Consider the following 16,146-nt stretch of genomic DNA (forward strand, 5'->3'; position numbering starts at 1 on the left):
TTTAACCGGTGGCTGCTGACACGGTTCTGTCAGCAGCCTGTCGCTGGGCGGTGCCGATAAGCGACGGGTTGGGCTCTACAGCAGGATCTTGCGAACGAGCCTGAAGCAGACCAGGGCGATGTAGGCGCCGAAGAAAAGGCCGAGCGACCAGCCGAAGCCGGAAGGCCCGAAACTGTCCATGCCGATGCCGATCGCTTGCGGCCCAAGCACCATCCCGACGCCATAGCACAGCACGAAAGCAGCATTGGCCGACGCCAGTTCGTGGCCGGAGAGCTGCGATCCGAGATGGGCAAGACCGATCGTGTACATGGCAGCAACGACACCGCCCCACACGAAGAGAAGCGCTGCCATCAAATGCCAGTTCGCGGCAAAGAACGGCATGAATATCGTGCCGACGAGACCAACCGTGGCACAAGCGAGCAGCAGATAGCGCCGGTCCGAGACGCGGTCGCTGATCATGCCGATCGGGATCTGCAACAGCACATTGCCAAGGCCGATCATGGTCAGCAGCAACGCCGCGTCGGCCTCGGAATATCCGATGCGGTTGCCATAGACCGGGAACAGTGCGAAGCCGCCGGTCTCGACCGCGCCGAACACCAGCACGGCGAAAGTCGCGGTCGGCACCAGCCAGATGTAGCGCAGGAAGTGGCTGGTCTCGCTCTCCGCCACGATGGTAGGGCTTTCGTTGCGGGCGGCCAGAACCGGTATGGCGGCGAGCGTCACCAGGGCGATGATGACGCCAAACGGCCTGAAGCCGGAACTGCCGAGATGGGCGAACAGCCACGGCCCTGCGGCAAAGCCGAGCGACAGGACGGTGGCGTAGATGCCAAGCACAAGGCCGCGCCGGTGCGGCGGTGCTGATGTGCTGATCCAGAATTCCGACAGGATGAACAGCACCGTCAGCGCGATGTGCAGCACGACGCGCAGCGGAAACCACATCCAGAAATCAGGCGCGAAATGGAAACCGACGAAAGCCAGCGCGCCGGTAGCAATCATGGCGATCATGGTCCAGGCGACGCCAAAGCGCATGGCGAGCGGCGTGGCGAGCGGCGCCCCGGCGATCGAAGCCAGGCCGGCGACGGCCGTGTTGAGGCCGATCATCGAGGCCGAATGGCCGCGTGTTTCCAGGATGACGCTGAGCAGCGGCATGCCGAGGCCGATGGCAATGCCGACGACGCTGATCGACGAGATCGCCGCCACCATCGGCAGCCAGTGTACGCGTTCGTCGCCCTGTGGTTGGGTATCGACCGTCATGAGATGCTGAATACTCTGTCTGTTTGATCTTACGCAATTCCCAAGGGCAAGTGCTTCGCTCTTGTCCCGGGAAAACCGGGTCACACTTTTCCTGGAATTGCTCTAGAGAAGTTCGCGGGTGAAGCGGTTGCGGACAAGCCGGTAGAAGGGGACGGGGCCACCCGGACGCAGCAGCGGATCGTGGGCGAGCCGCCTTTCCAACTCGTCCAGGATCATTCGGGTGATGTCGGGTATATCAGCCTGCTTGGCCTTGGCGAGCGGCAGCCAGACCAGTTCCTCCAGCTCGTTGGTCGGGCCGCCATCGGGCAATTCGATGGCGACGTCGCCACGCCAGGCGCTGAAGAAGCGGGTGTCGAATCGGCGCACCCGGTTCGGCGGTGTGATGGCGCGCGCGACGAAGCGCAACGCCTCCAGCGACGGTGCCACGCCATGTTCGACGAAACCCTGCCAGTCGCGCCTGGTCGTCGCAAAGGCGCCCTTGCGGCCGATCAGCAGGCCGGCTTCCTCATAGGTTTCGCGGACCGCCGACAAAGCGATGGCACGGGCTCGGGCGTGGCTGGTGCGGCCGGGGCCGGCCGTCAGCTTGGCTTCTTCGTGCTGGTTAAGGGCGGTCGCCGTCGGGATGCGGCTGTCGGCAGGGTCGGTGCGGCCGCCCGGGAAAACGAATTTCCCTGGCATGAAGGCGTGCGCGGCGTGGCGACGTCCCATCAGCACCAGGACGTCGTCGCCTTGGCGGTCGAGCAGGATGAGCGTCGCGGCATCACGCGGACGCAGGGGCCGGCCGTCATGCACGGCCAGGCCCTTGTCGATCTTGTCGACGTCCGCCTTGGTCATAGCTTCCATGCGCGGGACCTAGCGGAAACTTCTTGCATGCGAAAGTGGCCTTAACGATTGGCATGTTGCGCCAGCCAACACCTCAGGCCCCGGGATGCGGCTCGATCACATCCTTTTCGCCACCAAATCCGTGCATATAGAACGCCCATTGCAATCCGATGACGGCGCCTTTGACAGGCTGCAGCAACGCGATCGAGAGAAGGATGGTCAAGGGCACCCAGATGAGGATGTGTTGCCAGGTGGAGAGCGTCGAGGTCGCCTCGACACCCATGAAGGCGCCGAGCACGATGTGGCCGACGATGACGATGACGAGATAGGCGGGCAAATCGTCGGCGCGATGGTGATGAATCTCCTCGCCGCAGACGCTGCAGGTTTCGACGGTCTTGGTGAAGCCGCGGAACAGCTTGCCTTCGCCGCAATTCGGGCAGCGGCCCAAGAGCCCCCGCTTCATCGCCGTCCACAATGGGCGGGCAATCCGGCCCGAGTGATGTTCGCCGCCAAAAACCTGTTGTTCCATCATCGTCTCCTGCCGCGCGACCCCGGTCGCGATTGCGACGCACGGGCGCGGCCCTTAGCCTTGTGAAACGACCTGCTGGAGCCTGGCAGGGGCTTTGGGTCGGTCAACATCTCGAAGCGCATCGCGCCGGCCATTGGCGCCACCTCGACGAGCCGGACCTCGACGCGGTCCGCCAGTTGGTAGCCTTTGCCCGAGCGTTCTCCGAACAGCGAGCGGGCCGTTTCGTCGTATATATAGTAATCGCCGCCCAGAGTTGACACCGGGATGAAACCATCGGCGCCATACTGCGGCAATTGGACAAAAAGTCCTGATTTGGTGACGCCGGAGATGCGGGCATCGAAGCGGTCGTCGATGCGCTCTGCGAGATAGGCGGAGATCAGCCGGTCGACCGTGTCGCGCTCGGCAGACATTGCGCGCCGCTCCGTGCCGGAGATCAGCACCGCAACGTCTTCAAGGCGCGCCTCCTCATCTTGCGTCAATCCTCCGGGGCCAAGACCCAGTGCGGCAATAAGCCCGCGATGGACGATCAGGTCGGCGTAGCGGCGGATCGGCGAGGTGAAATGCGCGTAGCGCCTGAGGTTGAGGCCGAAATGGCCGATGTTCTTGGGTGAATATTCGGCCTGGCTCTGCGAGCGCAGCACCACTTCGTTGACCAGCGCCTCATTGTCGGCGCCGCGTACGCGGTCCAGAATGCCGTTGAACTGGCTGGGCCGCATCTGGGCGCCGCGTGCCAGCGACAGGCTAAGCGTCTGCAGGAATTCGCGCAGCGATTCCTGCTTGGCCAGCGACGGCGCGTCGTGAATGCGGTAGACCAGCGCCTGCTTTTTGCCCTCCAGCGTTTCGGCCGCGGCGACATTGGCCTGGATCATGAACTCTTCGATCAGCTTGTGGGCGTCGAGCCGCTCCGGCACGATGACGCGGTCGACCGTGCCATCCGGTTTGAGCAGGATCTTGCGCTCCGGCAGCTCGAGTTCGAGCGGCTGGCGGCTGTCGCGGCCGCGCTTGAGGATCGCGTAGGCGTCCCACAACGGCCTCAGCACCGTGTCGAGGATCGGGCCGGTCTTGTCGTCCGGCACGCCGTCGATCGCCGCCTGGGCTTGGCTGTAGGCGAGCTTGGCCGCCGACTTCATCATGACGCGGTGAAAGGAATGCCTGATCTTGCGGCCATCGGCGGAGAAGGTCATGCGCACCGCTAGCGCCGGGCGATCCTGGCCCTCGCGCAGCGAGCAGAGATCGTTGGAGATGCGCTCGGGCAGCATCGGCACGACGCAATCCGGGAAATAAACCGAATTGCCACGCTTCAGGGCCTCGCGGTCGAGCGCCGTGCCGTAGCGGACATAGGCGGCGACATCGGCGATCGCGACGGTGGCGATAAAGCCGCCGAGATTTCTCTCGTCGAGGTCAGGGGTGGCGAAGACGGCGTCGTCATGGTCCTTGGCATCAGCCGGATCGATGGTCACCAGGGGCAGGTCGCGCCAGTCCTCGCGATGGGCAAGCGTCGCCGGCTTGACGGCTTCGGATTCGGCTATCACCTCGGCCGGGAAGATATGCGGAATGTCGTGCGCGTGGATGGCGATCATCGAGACCGCCTTTTCGCTCGTCAGCGAACCCAGCACGTTGAGCACCTTGGCTCTCGGCAGCCCATAACGCGAGGCTCGCGCGGGCTCGACCTCGACAAGGTCGCCGTTTTTGGCGCCGTTCTGGAATTCCTTGTCGACGATCAGCTCGGGCTGGCGCCGTTCCACCGGCTCGATGCGGAAGCTGCCGTCCTGAAGCACGCGAAAGACACCGAGGACGGCATCCGTGCGCTTCTCGAAGATCTTCATCACCCGGCCGGTATAGGCAGGCCTTGACGGATCGTCGGTCGGGAAGGTCTTGGCCAGCACACGGTCGCCGATGCCCGGCGCCGGTCCGTTCCCCCCGCGCGAAACACGGATCGAGACCACGGGAGGTTCGCCCGGGCCGACCGCCTCGGCCGGATGCGCCAGCAAGACCCCGTCGCCATCGCGGCCAAAGATGTCGAGCACTGCGACATGGGGCAGGGCGCCGACGCGGGCCAGCCGCTTGCGTTCCTTGGTCAGAACGCCTTCGTCCTGCAGGTCGCGCAGAAGATCCTTTAGCCAGATTCGGTCGTCGCCGCGCAGCGCGAACGCCTTCGCGATATCGCGCTTTCCGGCACGATCGGGGTTTTCGGCGATGTAGCGCAGGATTTCATCGCGCGAGGGCCGGTAATCGTCCTTGACCTTGGCCCTGGTGTCGGCGGTGCGCGGATCGCCGTGGCTTCTTCCGGTGATCCTGCGCGCCACGCCGTCCTATCCTTTTTTCTTCGCGGCCGGCTTCTTGGCGGCTGCCTTCTTGGTCGTGGTTTTCTTGGCTGTGGGGGCCTTGGCCGCGGCCGCCTTGCGGAACGGCTTCTTGCCACCGCCGCCCTTGGCTTCCTTCTCGGCAATCAGCGCCAGCGCATCCTCGACGGTCACCGATTGCGGATCCTTGCCCTTGGGCAGCGTGGCGTTGACCTTGCCGAAATTGACATAAGGGCCGTATTTGCCGTCGCGCACGACGATCTTGCCGCCGCCGTCCGGATGGTCGCCAAGCTCCTTCAGGGCTGCCGGCGTGCCGCCGTTGCGGCCGCCCTTGCCCTTCGACTGCTTCTCGGCAATCACGGTGACCGCGCGGTTGAGGCCGATCGAGAACACGTCCTCTATGCTGTCGAGATTGGCGTAGGTGCCATCGTGCAGCACGAATGGGCCGTAGCGGCCAAGACCGGCCGAGATCATCTTGCCGCTTTCCGGATGCTGCCCCACGTCGCGCGGCAGCGCCAGCAAGGCGAGCGCCTTCTCGTGATCTATGGATTCAGGCGTCCAGCCCTTGGGCAGGCTCGATCGCTTGGCTTCCTTGCCGTCACCGCGCTGGATGTAGGGGCCGAAGCGGCCCGAGCGCAGCGTGATTTCCTCGGCCGTGTAAGGATCCTTGCCAAGCAGCTTGGTGCCGTCCTCGCCACCGCCGTTCTCGCCATTGGGATTGGCGGCGTCGCCGAGCTGGCGGGTGAAGGAGCATTCGGGATAGTTCGAGCAGCCGACGAAGGCGCCGAACTTGCCGAGCTTCAGCGACAGATTGCCGGTGCCGCATTTCGGGCAGATACGCGGATTGGAGCCGTCCTCGCGGGCAGGGAAAACCAGCGGCGCCAGTTCTTCGTTCAGCGCATCGAGCACGTCGGTGACGCGCAGCTCCTTGATGTCGGCGACGGCACCGGAAAAATCCTTCCAGAAGTCCCGCAGCACGTCCTTCCAGGCGAGCTTGCCGTCGGAAATCTCGTCGAGCTTTTCCTCCAGCGAGGCGGTGAAGTCGTATTCGACATAGCGCTCGAAGAAGCTTTCGAGGAAGGCCGACAGCAGGCGGCCCTTGGCCTGCGGCACCAGCCGGCGCTTGTCGATCGTGACATAGTCACGGTCCTCGAGCGTCTTCAGGATCGCCGTGTAGGTAGAGGGACGGCCGATGCCGAGTTCTTCCAGCTTCTTGATCAGCGACGCCTCGGAGTAGCGCGGCGGCGGCTCGGTGGTGTGCTGGGTGGCATTGATTGCGCGGCGGGCAAGCTGCTCGCCGGCCCGGATTTCGGGCAGACGGCGGTTTTCCTCGTCCTCCGCGTCGTCGTCCTTCTGGTCCGTGTAAGCGGCGATGAAGCCATCGAAGCGGACGACCGAACCGACGGCGCGAAGCTCGGCGGTGCGGGCGCCGTTCAGCGCCTCGATTTCGACGGTGGTGCGCTCGATCTCGGCCGGCTGCATCTGGCTGGCGATGGCGCGCTTCCAGATCAGCTCATAGAGCCGCATCTGGTCGGCATCGAGATATTGCCGGACCGACGCCGGGGTGCGCATGAAATCCGTCGGCCGGATCGCTTCGTGCGCTTCCTGGGCGTTCTTGGCCTTGGCGGTGTATTGGCGCGGCTTTTCCGGCAGGTATTTCGGGCCGAATTCCTTGGCGATGGCGTCACGAGCGGCGTCGATCGCCTCGGGGGCCATCTGCACGCCGTCGGTTCGCATATAGGTGATGAGGCCAGCAGTCTCGCCGCCAATGTCCATGCCTTCGTAGAGCCGCTGCGCCACCTGCATGGTGCGCGTGGCCGAGAAGCCGAGGCCCGACGAGGCGGCCTGTTGCAACGTCGAGGTGGTGAAGGGCGGGCCGGGGTTGCGCTTCGTCGGCTTGGCTTCGACGGACAGCGCCTTGAAGGTCGCACCCTCGAGCATCGCCTTGATGTCGTCGGCCTGCGCCTTGTTGGCAATGTCGAGCTTTTGCAGCTTCTTGCGCTCGAATGCGGTCAGGCGGGCTTCGAAGGTCTCGTTGCGCGGTGTGCCGAGGATGGCAGCGATCTGCCAATATTCCTCGCGGATGAAGCGTTCGATTTCGGATTCGCGGTCGCAGACCAGGCGCAGCGCCACCGACTGGACGCGGCCGGCGGAGCGGGCGCCCGGCAATTTGCGCCACAGCACCGGCGACAGCGTGAAGCCGACGAGATAGTCCAGCGCCCGGCGGGCGAGATAGGCATCGACGAGAGGCGCATCGATCTGGCGCGGATTGGCCATCGCCTCCAGCACCGACGCCTTGGTGATGGCGTTGAAGACGACGCGGCTGACGGGCTTGTCCTTCAGCGCGCGCTTCTGCTTGAGCACCTCCAGCACATGCCAGGAGATAGCCTCGCCTTCGCGATCCGGGTCGGTGGCGAGGATCAGGCCGTCGGCATCCTTGACCGCATTGGCGATGTCGGTAAGGCGCTTGCCCGAGGCGGTGTCGACCGCCCAGGACATCGCGAAATCCTCATCCGGGCGCACCGAGCCATCCTTGGCCGGCAAATCGCGGACGTGGCCGAACGAGGCAAGAACCTTGTAGTTCCTGCCGAGGTATTTGTTGATTGTCTTCGCCTTGGCCGGCGATTCGACGACGACGACGTCCATGAGGTCTCATATCAGCTGTGATGCGGCAGAAGAATTCCGCTGCGCGCGACGAAATCTCGGTTCTGTTCGTCGCTCACATGGCCGCGCTTTTGCATCCGGTCAAGGGGAAGGGGCCAAATTGCGCGGGTGCCGCCAGCAATACACTCTAAGAGTGTATGGAGAAATCACAGAATTTCGGTCAGGCTGGATGATCGTCACCAGTCTCGAAAGATGACCCGGTTCATTTTTCGGTGAGTCGAGGAAAGATCCGCCGGAATGCCGGACCGGGGCGCGCCATGGTTCACAAAAAAGCCAATCGCCGGATCGGGCAAGGATGCCGGCGACCAACCCATGTCCCCCAGCGGGCAGGATATGGCGTTGAGGGGTTCAGTCGGCTTTGGCGATGTGCCAGACGCCGGCGACGCCATCGCCGCCCACATCTCCGGCTTTCTTGTCCTTGATGAAGGTGTAGACCGGCTTGCCGTCATAGGCCCACATCTTGGTGCCGTCGGTGCGCTTGACGATCGTCCATCCTTCGGAGGCCTTCGCGCCGGCTTCGGCCTTCAACGGTGGCCAGTTGGCGGCGCATTTGTCGTCGCAGTTCGACTTGCCCTTCTCATCCTTGTCGTAGGTATAAAGCGTCATGCCCTTGGCGTTGGTGTAGATCTTGGTGCCTCCGACATTGGCTTCCTTCCACGCATCGGCGGCGAGGGATGCGACGGTGCTGAGCAAAAGCGCGGCTAGCCCTACAGTTATGGTCTTCATGGAAATCTCCCTGGCTAATATGTGGAGGTGCGCGGGAAATCGCGGCCTCGTCGTGTCAACGCCTGCCGGTCGGGTTTTCTTCCCGAGAGGCTTGAGGACATTGGCAGCTGGCGGGCCTCGTTGCCCGTAACAATTCTCTCGGTTCGGTCGTACTAAGATGGGTGGCGCAGCTGAATTCGGGGCGAGTGCGATTGCCCGAACGGCGACCGGTTGCCACACATTGGTGATTGGCGCACAGGTCGGCGCGTCGCTATATCGGCGCCGGAACAGTAGGAGCTTTGGAATGGCATTGGACATCGGCTATGTCAGCGCGGTCGGGGCGGGGGCCATCTCGTTCCTGTCGCCATGCGTGCTGCCGCTGGTGCCGCCCTATCTCTGCTACATGGCCGGCATATCGGTCGACGATTTCCGCGGCAATGCGGGCGCGACCGCAAGTCAGGGCGCACGCGGCGCGCTGCTCTACTCCTCGATCGCCTTCGTGCTCGGCTTTTCGACCGTGTTCGTCGCGCTCGGCGCCGGCGCCTCGACCATCGGCCGGCTGCTGCGCGTCTGGCAGGAGCCGCTGGCGATGGGCGCCGGGGTGCTGATCATCCTGATGGGCCTGAATTTTCTGGGCATCCTGCGCATCCCCTTGTTGTCGCGCGAGGCGCGCTTCCAGTCGCAGGGCAAGCCGGCCAGCGCCGTCGCCGCCTATGTCATGGGCCTTGCCTTCGCCTTCGGCTGGACGCCCTGCATCGGACCGGTGCTGGGACCGATCCTGACGCTGGCCGGCGGCCGTGAAACCGTGGGCGAGGGCGCGCTGCTGCTCGCCGCCTATTCGCTCGGCCTCGGCATCCCGTTCCTGATCGCCGCGCTGTTCTCCGGCGCTTTCATGCGCTTCCTCGGCAAATTCCGCGTCCATCTCGGCCGCGTCGAAAAGGCGATCGGCGCGCTGCTGGTCGTCGCCGGCGTGTTTTTCCTCACCGGCGGCGTGCAGGCGGTGTCTTATTGGCTGCTGGAGAATTTTCCGCTGCTGGGGCGGCTGGGGTAAGCCTACTGATTAGAAGTCAGTTGCTCTTCCGTCTGCATCTCACCGGAATTTAACCGCATTGGTGCAGCATCGCGCCACTGCTAGCATGATTTGATTCCCAACCCTTTTCATATGGTTGCCTTCATGAGCCAGAGAACCTGCCTGTCCGTCATCCTCGCCGCCGGCGAAGGCACGCGCATGAAGAGCGCGCTGCCGAAGGTGCTGCACCAGATCGCGGGGTTGCCGATGGTAGCTCATGTGGTGAAGGCGGCCGAGGCCGCTGGCGCCAGCGGCCAGGCGCTGGTCATCGGGCATGGCGCGGATGAGATGCGTAAGGCGGCGGCGAAATTTGCACCGAAGGCGGAGACCTTCGTTCAGGACAAACGCCTTGGCACGGCGCATGCCGTCCTCGCCGCTCGCGAAGCGATATCAAAGGGTTATGACGATGTCCTCGTCATGTTCGGTGATACGCCGCTGATCGATGCGGATGCCCTGACGGTGGCGCGACTGAAACTGGCTGAAGGTGCCGCTGTCGTGGTCATCGGTTTCCGACCGCCCAGCCCGACCGGCTATGGCCGGCTGATCGAAAAGGGAGGCAAGCTGATAGCGATCCGCGAGGAAAAGGATTGCTCCGAAGAAGAGAAGAAGATCGGCTTCTGCAATGCCGGCATGATGGCGGTGGCCGGCGCGCACGCGCTCAAACTGCTCGACGCCGTCGGCAACAAGAATGCCAAGGGCGAGTATTATCTCACCGATATCGTCGAGATCGCCAGTGCACAGGGCCTTGATGTCGTTGCCACCGAAGCCAGCTTCGAAAGTGCGCTGGGCATCAACAACCGCGCCGAACTGGCGCAAGCCGAAGCCATCTGGCAGGCGCGTCGGCGCCATGAGGCGATGCTGTCGGGCGTGACGCTGATTGCTCCGGAAACCGTCTATTTCTCGCACGATACCGAAATTGGCGCCGACACGATCGTCGAACCCAATGTCTGGTTTGGACCGGGTGTGAGGGTTGCCTCGGGCGCCAAGATCCACGCCTTCAGCCATATCGAGGGCGCCACCATTGCTTCCAATTGCGATGTCGGGCCGTTCGCACGGCTGCGGGCGGGCGCCGATCTCAAGCAGAAGTCCAAGGTCGGCAATTTTTGCGAGGTCAAGCAGGCCGTTATCGAGGAGGGCGCCAAGGTCAACCATTTGACCTATATCGGGGATGCCCGCGTCGGCGCCGGGGCCAATATCGGCGCCGGCACCATCACCTGCAACTATGACGGCTATTCGAAATTCTTCACCGATATCGGCGAGGGCGCCTTCATCGGCTCGAATTCCTCACTGGTGGCGCCGGTCACCATCGGCAAGGGCGGCTATATCGCCTCGGGCAGCGTCATCACAGAAAGCGTGCCCGACGATGCGCTGGCCTTCGGCCGTGCCCGCCAGAAGACGATTCCCGGCAAAGCCAAGGAATTGCGCGAACGGTTTGCCTCCGCAGCGGCGGCGAAGAAAAAGGCGGCTGGCGCCGACCATTAGCGATTGGTCGACGGGGCTGCTTTCTCGCCGAAGCAATCGAAAAACCGAGCGATTGCAGTAACCGGATTGCAAGGGCGGGCTGTCATGGTGCATGCCTGCAGAAGCGTCCGTTACACGGGACGAAATGCAATGTGACTTTCGCGGCAGGCCGGCCACCCCTAAATAGCGCTGGTTTTCCATGGGCAATCGGGGACTGTCTGCATGTGCGGTATCGTTGGAATCGTCGGCCACTCCCAGGTTGCGCCGCTTATCGTCGATGCGCTGAAGCGGCTCGAATATCGCGGCTATGACTCGGCAGGCGTCGCCACCATCGAAAAGGGCGTGCTCGGCCGCCGCCGCGCCGAAGGCAAGCTGGTCAACCTCGAACGCCGGCTCAAGGACGAGCCGCTCGATGGCACGATCGGTATCGGCCACACCCGCTGGGCGACCCACGGCGTGCCCAACGAGACCAATGCGCATCCGCATTTTTCCGACGGCGTCGCTATTGTCCACAACGGCATCATCGAGAATTTTGCCGAATTGCGCGACGAGTTGATCCGCGACGGCTATTCCTTCTCGTCGCAGACCGACACGGAGGTCGTTGCGCATCTGGTGGCGAGGGAGCTCGCCAAGGGGCTGAAGCCGGTCGAGGCCGCGCACAAGGCGCTGAAGCGGCTGGAAGGCGCTTTTGCGCTGGCCATCATGTTCAAGGGCGACGAGGACCTGATCGTCGGCGCCCGCAACGGCCCCCCACTGGCGGTCGGCCATGGCGATGGCGAGATGTTCTTGGGGTCCGACGCCATCGCGCTCGCTCCGTTCACCAACTCGATCACCTATCTCGAAGACGGCGACTGGGCGGTGGTGCGCCGCGACAGCGTCGCCATCTTCGACATCGACGGCAGACAAGTCGACCGCAGGCGCCAGCAGTCGCTGTCGACCAGCTTCATGGTCGACAAGGGCAACCGCCGCCATTTCATGGAGAAGGAAATCCACGAGCAGCCCGAGGTGATCTCGCACACGCTGGCGCATTATGTCGATTTTGTCTCCGGCGTGTCCAAGCCGCTCGACCTGCCATTCGATTTCGCCAAGATCGGCCGCTTGGCCATCTCCGCCTGTGGCACTGCCTATCTCGCCGGCCTTGTCGGTAAATACTGGTTCGAGCGCTATGCGAGACTCCCGGTCGATATCGATGTCGCATCGGAATTCCGTTACCGCGAGATGCCGCTGTCGGCGAACGATGCGGCCTTCTTCATCTCGCAGTCCGGTGAGACCGCCGATACGCTGGCCTCGCTGCGCTATTGCCGCAAGGCCGGCATGAAGATCGGCGCCGTCGTCAACGTGCGGGAATCGACCATGGCGCGCGAATCCGACGTGGTGCTGCCGACGCTCGCGGGGCCGGAGATCGGCGTCGCTTCGACCAAGGCTTTCACCTGTCAATTGTCCGTGCTCGCGTCGCTTGCCGTGCGCGCCGGCGTGGCGCGCGGGGCGATCTCGACGGAGCAAGAGAAGACGCTGGTGCGAGCGCTTTCGGAAGCACCGCGCTATGCCAACCAGGTGCTGAAGCTCGAAGAGCAGATCGAACGGATCGCGCGCGAGCTGTCGCGCTACAAGGACGTGCTCTATCTCGGGCGCGACACCAATTTCCCGCTGGCCATGGAAGGCGCGCTGAAGCTCAAGGAAATCTCCTACATCCATGCCGAAGGCTATGCGGCGGGCGAGCTGAAGCACGGGCCGATCGCGCTGATCGACGAGAACATGCCGGTGATCGTGATTGCGCCGCACGACCGCATCTTCGAAAAGACCGTGTCCAACATGCAGGAAGTGGCGGCGCGCGGTGGCAAGATCATCCTGATCACGGACAGCAAAGGTGCGGCACAGGTGAGCGTGAAGACGATGGAGACGATCGTGCTGCCGGATGTGCCGGAAATCATCTCGCCGATCATCTATGCGCTGCCGATCCAGATGCTCGCCTATTTCGCCGCCGTGTTCATGGGCACCGACGTCGATCAGCCGCGCAATCTGGCGAAATCGGTGACGGTGGAATAGGCACTCTTAAACAGGCGCCTTTAAAAACTTCGCAGTTCCAAACCGTCTTCCGGTTCACTAATGTTGCGGCGCAATCCGCGCGCCCGGTGAACCATGTCCGATGCTCCGAAGACCCCCGGCATGACCCGGCTGAGGAACTATTTCCTCACGGGCTTCGTCGTCTGCGCCCCACTGGCGATCACCGCCTATATCGCATGGTCGTTCATCGGCTGGGTCGATTCCTGGGTCAAACCCTATATCCCGGCGCGTTACAGCCCCGATACCTACCTGCCGTTCCCGGTTCCGGGGTTCGGGCTGATCGTCGCGCTGATCCTGATAACGCTGATCGGTTTTCTCGCCGCCAACATTGTCGGCCGCGCCATAGTCGGATTTGGCGAGCGCCTGCTTGGCCGCATGCCGCTGGTGCGCGGCATCTATGGCTCGCTGAAGCAGATTTTCGAGACCGTGCTGTCGAACAAGGGCGACATGTTCCGTCAGGTTGGGCTGGTCGAATATCCACGCAAGGGTGTGTGGTCGCTGGTGTTTGTCGCCAGCGAGAAGGAAACCGAGATCAATCAGAAGCTCGACCAGGAAGGTGATCCGCTGATCGCCGTGTTCATGCCGTGCACGCCGAACCCGACGACCGGTTTCCTGATGTATGTGCCCAAATCCGACATCGTGCCGCTCGACATGACGATCGAGGACGGCGCCAAGCTGATCGTGTCGGCCGGGTTGGTGGCCCCTGAGGTAAAGACGAAATTGGTGACGCTGAACGGTGAGCCGATCAACGGAACCCTGGCCAATCCGCCGCTAAGCCCTCATCCGGCGCGCAGGAGCCGCACGGCCTCGTCGCGGCCAAACAAGTAGAGCAGGAGCCGCAGCGCCTCGCCGCGATCCGATTGCAGTTCGGGGTCGCGCGACAGGATCAGCCTGGCATCGTCTCGCGCGGCTTCGAGAAGGTCGGCATGCGCCTCGATCCGCGCCACCTGGAAACCCGGCGTGCCGGACTGGCGCGTGCCGAGCAATTCGCCTTCGCCGCGCAATTTCAGGTCCTCCTCGGCGATCAGGAAGCCGTCCTCCGTCTCACGCATCACCGACAGCCGGCGTTTGGCGGTTTCGCCGAGCGGGTCCTTGTAGAGCAGCACGCAGGATGACTTGATATCGCCGCGCCCGACCCGGCCGCGCAGCTGGTGCAATTGGGCGAGACCGAATCGCTCGGCATGCTCAATGACCATGATCGTGGCGTCAGGCACGTCGACGCCGACCTCGATGACAGTGGTGGCGATCAGGATGCGCGTCTCGCCCTGCTTGAAGGCGCGCATTGCCTCGTCCTTCTCGGCACCCTTCATGCGGCCATGGACAAGGCCGATGCGATCGCCGAACAGCGGCTTCAGCGAGGCGAAACGATCCTCGGCCGACATCAGTTTTATCTCTTCTGACTCCTCCACCAACGGACAGATCCAATAGATTTTCTGGCCATCCGCGACGGCATCGAGCATGCGGCCGACCAGTTCGTCGAGCCGTTCGAGCGGCAGCGTGACGGTGCGGATCGGCTGGCGGCCGGCTGGTTTTTCCGTCAGCTTCGACACATCCATGTCGCCGAAAGCGGTCAGCACCAGCGTGCGCGGGATGGGGGTCGCGGTCATCACCAGCATGTCTGGCGCGTCGCCCTTGGCGGTGATGGCAAGCCGCTGATGGACGCCGAAGCGATGCTGCTCGTCGATGGCGGCCAGGACCAGATCGTGGAAGCTGACCGTTTCCTGAAACAGCGCATGGGTGCCGACGACGATGTCGATTTCGCCGCTGGCGAGACCCGCCAGCGTTTCGGCTCGCTCGCGGCCCTTTTCGCGGCCGGTCAGGATGGCGATGCGCAATCCGACCTTGGCGGCAAGCGGGGTGATCGTCGCCAGATGCTGGCGCGCCAGGATTTCGGTCGGCGCCATCAGCGCCGCCTGGCCGCCGGCCTCGACGGCGCGTGCCATGGCCAGGAGAGCCACGACCGTCTTGCCCGAGCCGACATCGCCTTGCAGCAGCCGCAGCATGCGCTCGGGGTCGGCGAGATCGGCGTTGATTTCGGCGAGCGCGAATTCCTGCGAGGGGGTAAGCGAATAGGGCAGGGCCGCACGCAGCTTCTCGACGATGCGGCCATCGCCGACGAGCGGTCGGCCTGACAGGCGTCGCACCTTTGCCCGCACCAGGGCCAGCGAAACCTGCCCGGCGAGCAATTCGTCATAGGCGAGGCGGCGCCATGCAGCCCCTTCGACCGCGACATCGATCGGGTCGGCGGGATAATGGATGCGGGTCAGCGCGTCGCCGAAGGACGCAAAGCCCTGGCGGCGCATGAAGGCATCGTCCTGCCATTCCGGCAGGTCCGGCAGGCGGCCGAGCGCCTGGCCGATGGCACGGCGCAAAACCTTGCCGGACAGCCCCGCGGTCAGCGGATATACCGGTTCGACCAGCGGCAGGTTCTCGGCTTCATTGGCGAGTGCGATATGGTCGGGATGGACCATGGTCGGGCGCCCATTGAACCATTCCATGCGGCCTGACACCACGACATGCTCGCCCACCGGCATCGCCTTTTCGAGATAGGCGGCATGGGCATGGAAGAAGGTCAGGCCGATTTCGCCGGTATCGTCATGGGCGTAGACCCGATAGGGCACTGATTTGTTGCCGCGCGGCGGCGCCTGGTGGCGGTCTATGCGCAGCTCAAGCGTCACGATGGCGCCTTCGGCCGCGAGTGCGATGCCTGGCCGGTTGCGGCGGTCGATGACGGTGTGCGGCAGCACGAACAACAGATCGCCGGCACGCGCTGCGCGATCGCCGAGGTCGGCCGCCACGACCTTCTCGATCAACGCACCGACCTTCGGTCCGATGCCGGCAAGCGAAGTGATCGGGACAAACAGGGGATCGAGGATGGAAGGACGCATGATGTCAGCTTATGTCGCGACGGCCGCAGCGCAAGGCTGACACCGCCCACTATCCACGCTATATGCGCCGCTTGAAGCGAGGATGCGGCACAATGACCGGAACGAAACGATCAAGCGAGGGTCTGGACGCCCATCGCCGCAAGCTGTTGTTCCGCTCCTGGCATCGCGGCATGCGCGAGATGGACCTCATCCTCGGCACCTTCGCCGATGCCGAGATCGGCACCTTGACCGCTGAGGAAATCGACCAATATGAGAGGCTCCTCGACATTTCCGACACGGAATTCCTGCCGCTGGTCACTGGCGAACGCCCGGTGCCGACGGAGATCGACTGTGCCGTCCTGCAAAAAATCCTGGCGTCCCGCCGGACCATGACTTTCTGAACACATG

Annotated in this window: 12 protein-coding genes; 5 read left to right on the forward strand and 7 right to left on the reverse strand. The window is 63.7% G+C overall.

From position 1 onward, the window contains the following. Positions 1 to 75: 75 nt before the first annotated feature. From EN845_RS24990 to EN845_RS25015, 6 genes are all read right to left on the reverse strand, one after another. Positions 76 to 1,254: an MFS transporter gene (locus EN845_RS24990; RefSeq protein ID WP_127872590.1), complete on the reverse strand. Its 1,179-nt coding sequence runs from the start codon at positions 1,252 to 1,254 to the stop codon at positions 76 to 78. 102 nt (positions 1,255 to 1,356) lie between these two features. Next, a complete protein-coding gene (locus EN845_RS24995) occupies positions 1,357 to 2,097 on the reverse strand; it encodes an NUDIX hydrolase (protein WP_127872589.1) in 741 nt (246 codons plus the stop codon). Positions 2,098 to 2,170: 73 nt separating this feature from the next. Next, a complete protein-coding gene (locus EN845_RS25000; RefSeq protein ID WP_135864396.1) occupies positions 2,171 to 2,605 on the reverse strand; it encodes a DUF983 domain-containing protein in 435 nt (144 codons plus the stop codon). Continuing rightward, a complete protein-coding gene (rnr, locus tag EN845_RS25005; protein WP_127872588.1) occupies positions 2,605 to 4,911 on the reverse strand; it encodes a ribonuclease R in 2,307 nt (768 codons plus the stop codon). Before rnr ends, EN845_RS25000 begins: the two co-directional genes overlap by 1 nt. 6 nt (positions 4,912 to 4,917) lie before the next feature. Beyond that, entirely contained in the window at positions 4,918 to 7,554 is a 2,637-nt protein-coding gene (gene topA, locus EN845_RS25010) for a type I DNA topoisomerase (RefSeq protein ID WP_127280412.1), read from the reverse strand. A 366-nt stretch (positions 7,555 to 7,920) separates the two neighbouring features. After that, on the reverse strand, positions 7,921 to 8,298 hold the full coding sequence (locus tag EN845_RS25015; RefSeq protein WP_127279535.1) for a hypothetical protein: 378 nt from the start codon (positions 8,296 to 8,298) through the stop codon (positions 7,921 to 7,923). A 283-nt stretch (positions 8,299 to 8,581) separates the two neighbouring features. On the opposite strand from EN845_RS25015, the gene EN845_RS25020 reads away from it, so the two are divergent. From EN845_RS25020 to EN845_RS25035, 4 genes are all read left to right on the forward strand, one after another. Then, entirely contained in the window at positions 8,582 to 9,328 is a 747-nt protein-coding gene (locus EN845_RS25020) for a cytochrome c biogenesis CcdA family protein (RefSeq protein WP_127279536.1), read from the forward strand. Positions 9,329 to 9,451: 123 nt separating this feature from the next. Continuing rightward, positions 9,452 to 10,828, forward strand: a complete 1,377-nt coding sequence (gene glmU / locus EN845_RS25025) for a bifunctional UDP-N-acetylglucosamine diphosphorylase/glucosamine-1-phosphate N-acetyltransferase GlmU (RefSeq protein WP_127279537.1) — start codon at positions 9,452 to 9,454, stop codon at positions 10,826 to 10,828. Between the two features lie 201 nt (positions 10,829 to 11,029). Next, positions 11,030 to 12,853 (forward strand): glutamine--fructose-6-phosphate transaminase (isomerizing), encoded by a 1,824-nt coding sequence (gene glmS / locus EN845_RS25030; protein WP_127279538.1) that lies wholly within the window; start codon positions 11,030 to 11,032, stop codon positions 12,851 to 12,853. A 93-nt stretch (positions 12,854 to 12,946) separates the two neighbouring features. Beyond that, positions 12,947 to 13,699 (forward strand): DUF502 domain-containing protein, encoded by a 753-nt coding sequence (locus EN845_RS25035; protein ID WP_127279539.1) that lies wholly within the window; start codon positions 12,947 to 12,949, stop codon positions 13,697 to 13,699. On the opposite strand, the gene recG is transcribed toward EN845_RS25035, so the two are convergent. Beyond that, the gene (gene recG / locus EN845_RS25040; protein ID WP_127872587.1) at positions 13,651 to 15,759 is read right to left on the reverse strand and encodes an ATP-dependent DNA helicase RecG; all 2,109 of its coding nucleotides are present in this window, start codon (positions 15,757 to 15,759) and stop codon (positions 13,651 to 13,653) included. The genes EN845_RS25035 and recG overlap by 49 nt on opposite strands. Before the next feature lie 92 nt (positions 15,760 to 15,851). On the opposite strand from recG, the gene EN845_RS25045 reads away from it, so the two are divergent. Continuing rightward, the gene (locus EN845_RS25045; RefSeq protein ID WP_127281115.1) at positions 15,852 to 16,139 is read left to right on the forward strand and encodes a succinate dehydrogenase assembly factor 2; all 288 of its coding nucleotides are present in this window, start codon (positions 15,852 to 15,854) and stop codon (positions 16,137 to 16,139) included. Positions 16,140 to 16,146 lie beyond the last annotated feature (7 nt).

Source organism: Mesorhizobium sp. M8A.F.Ca.ET.202.01.1.1, assembly GCF_004791595.1.
Taxonomy (GTDB): Bacteria; Pseudomonadota; Alphaproteobacteria; order Rhizobiales; family Rhizobiaceae; genus Mesorhizobium.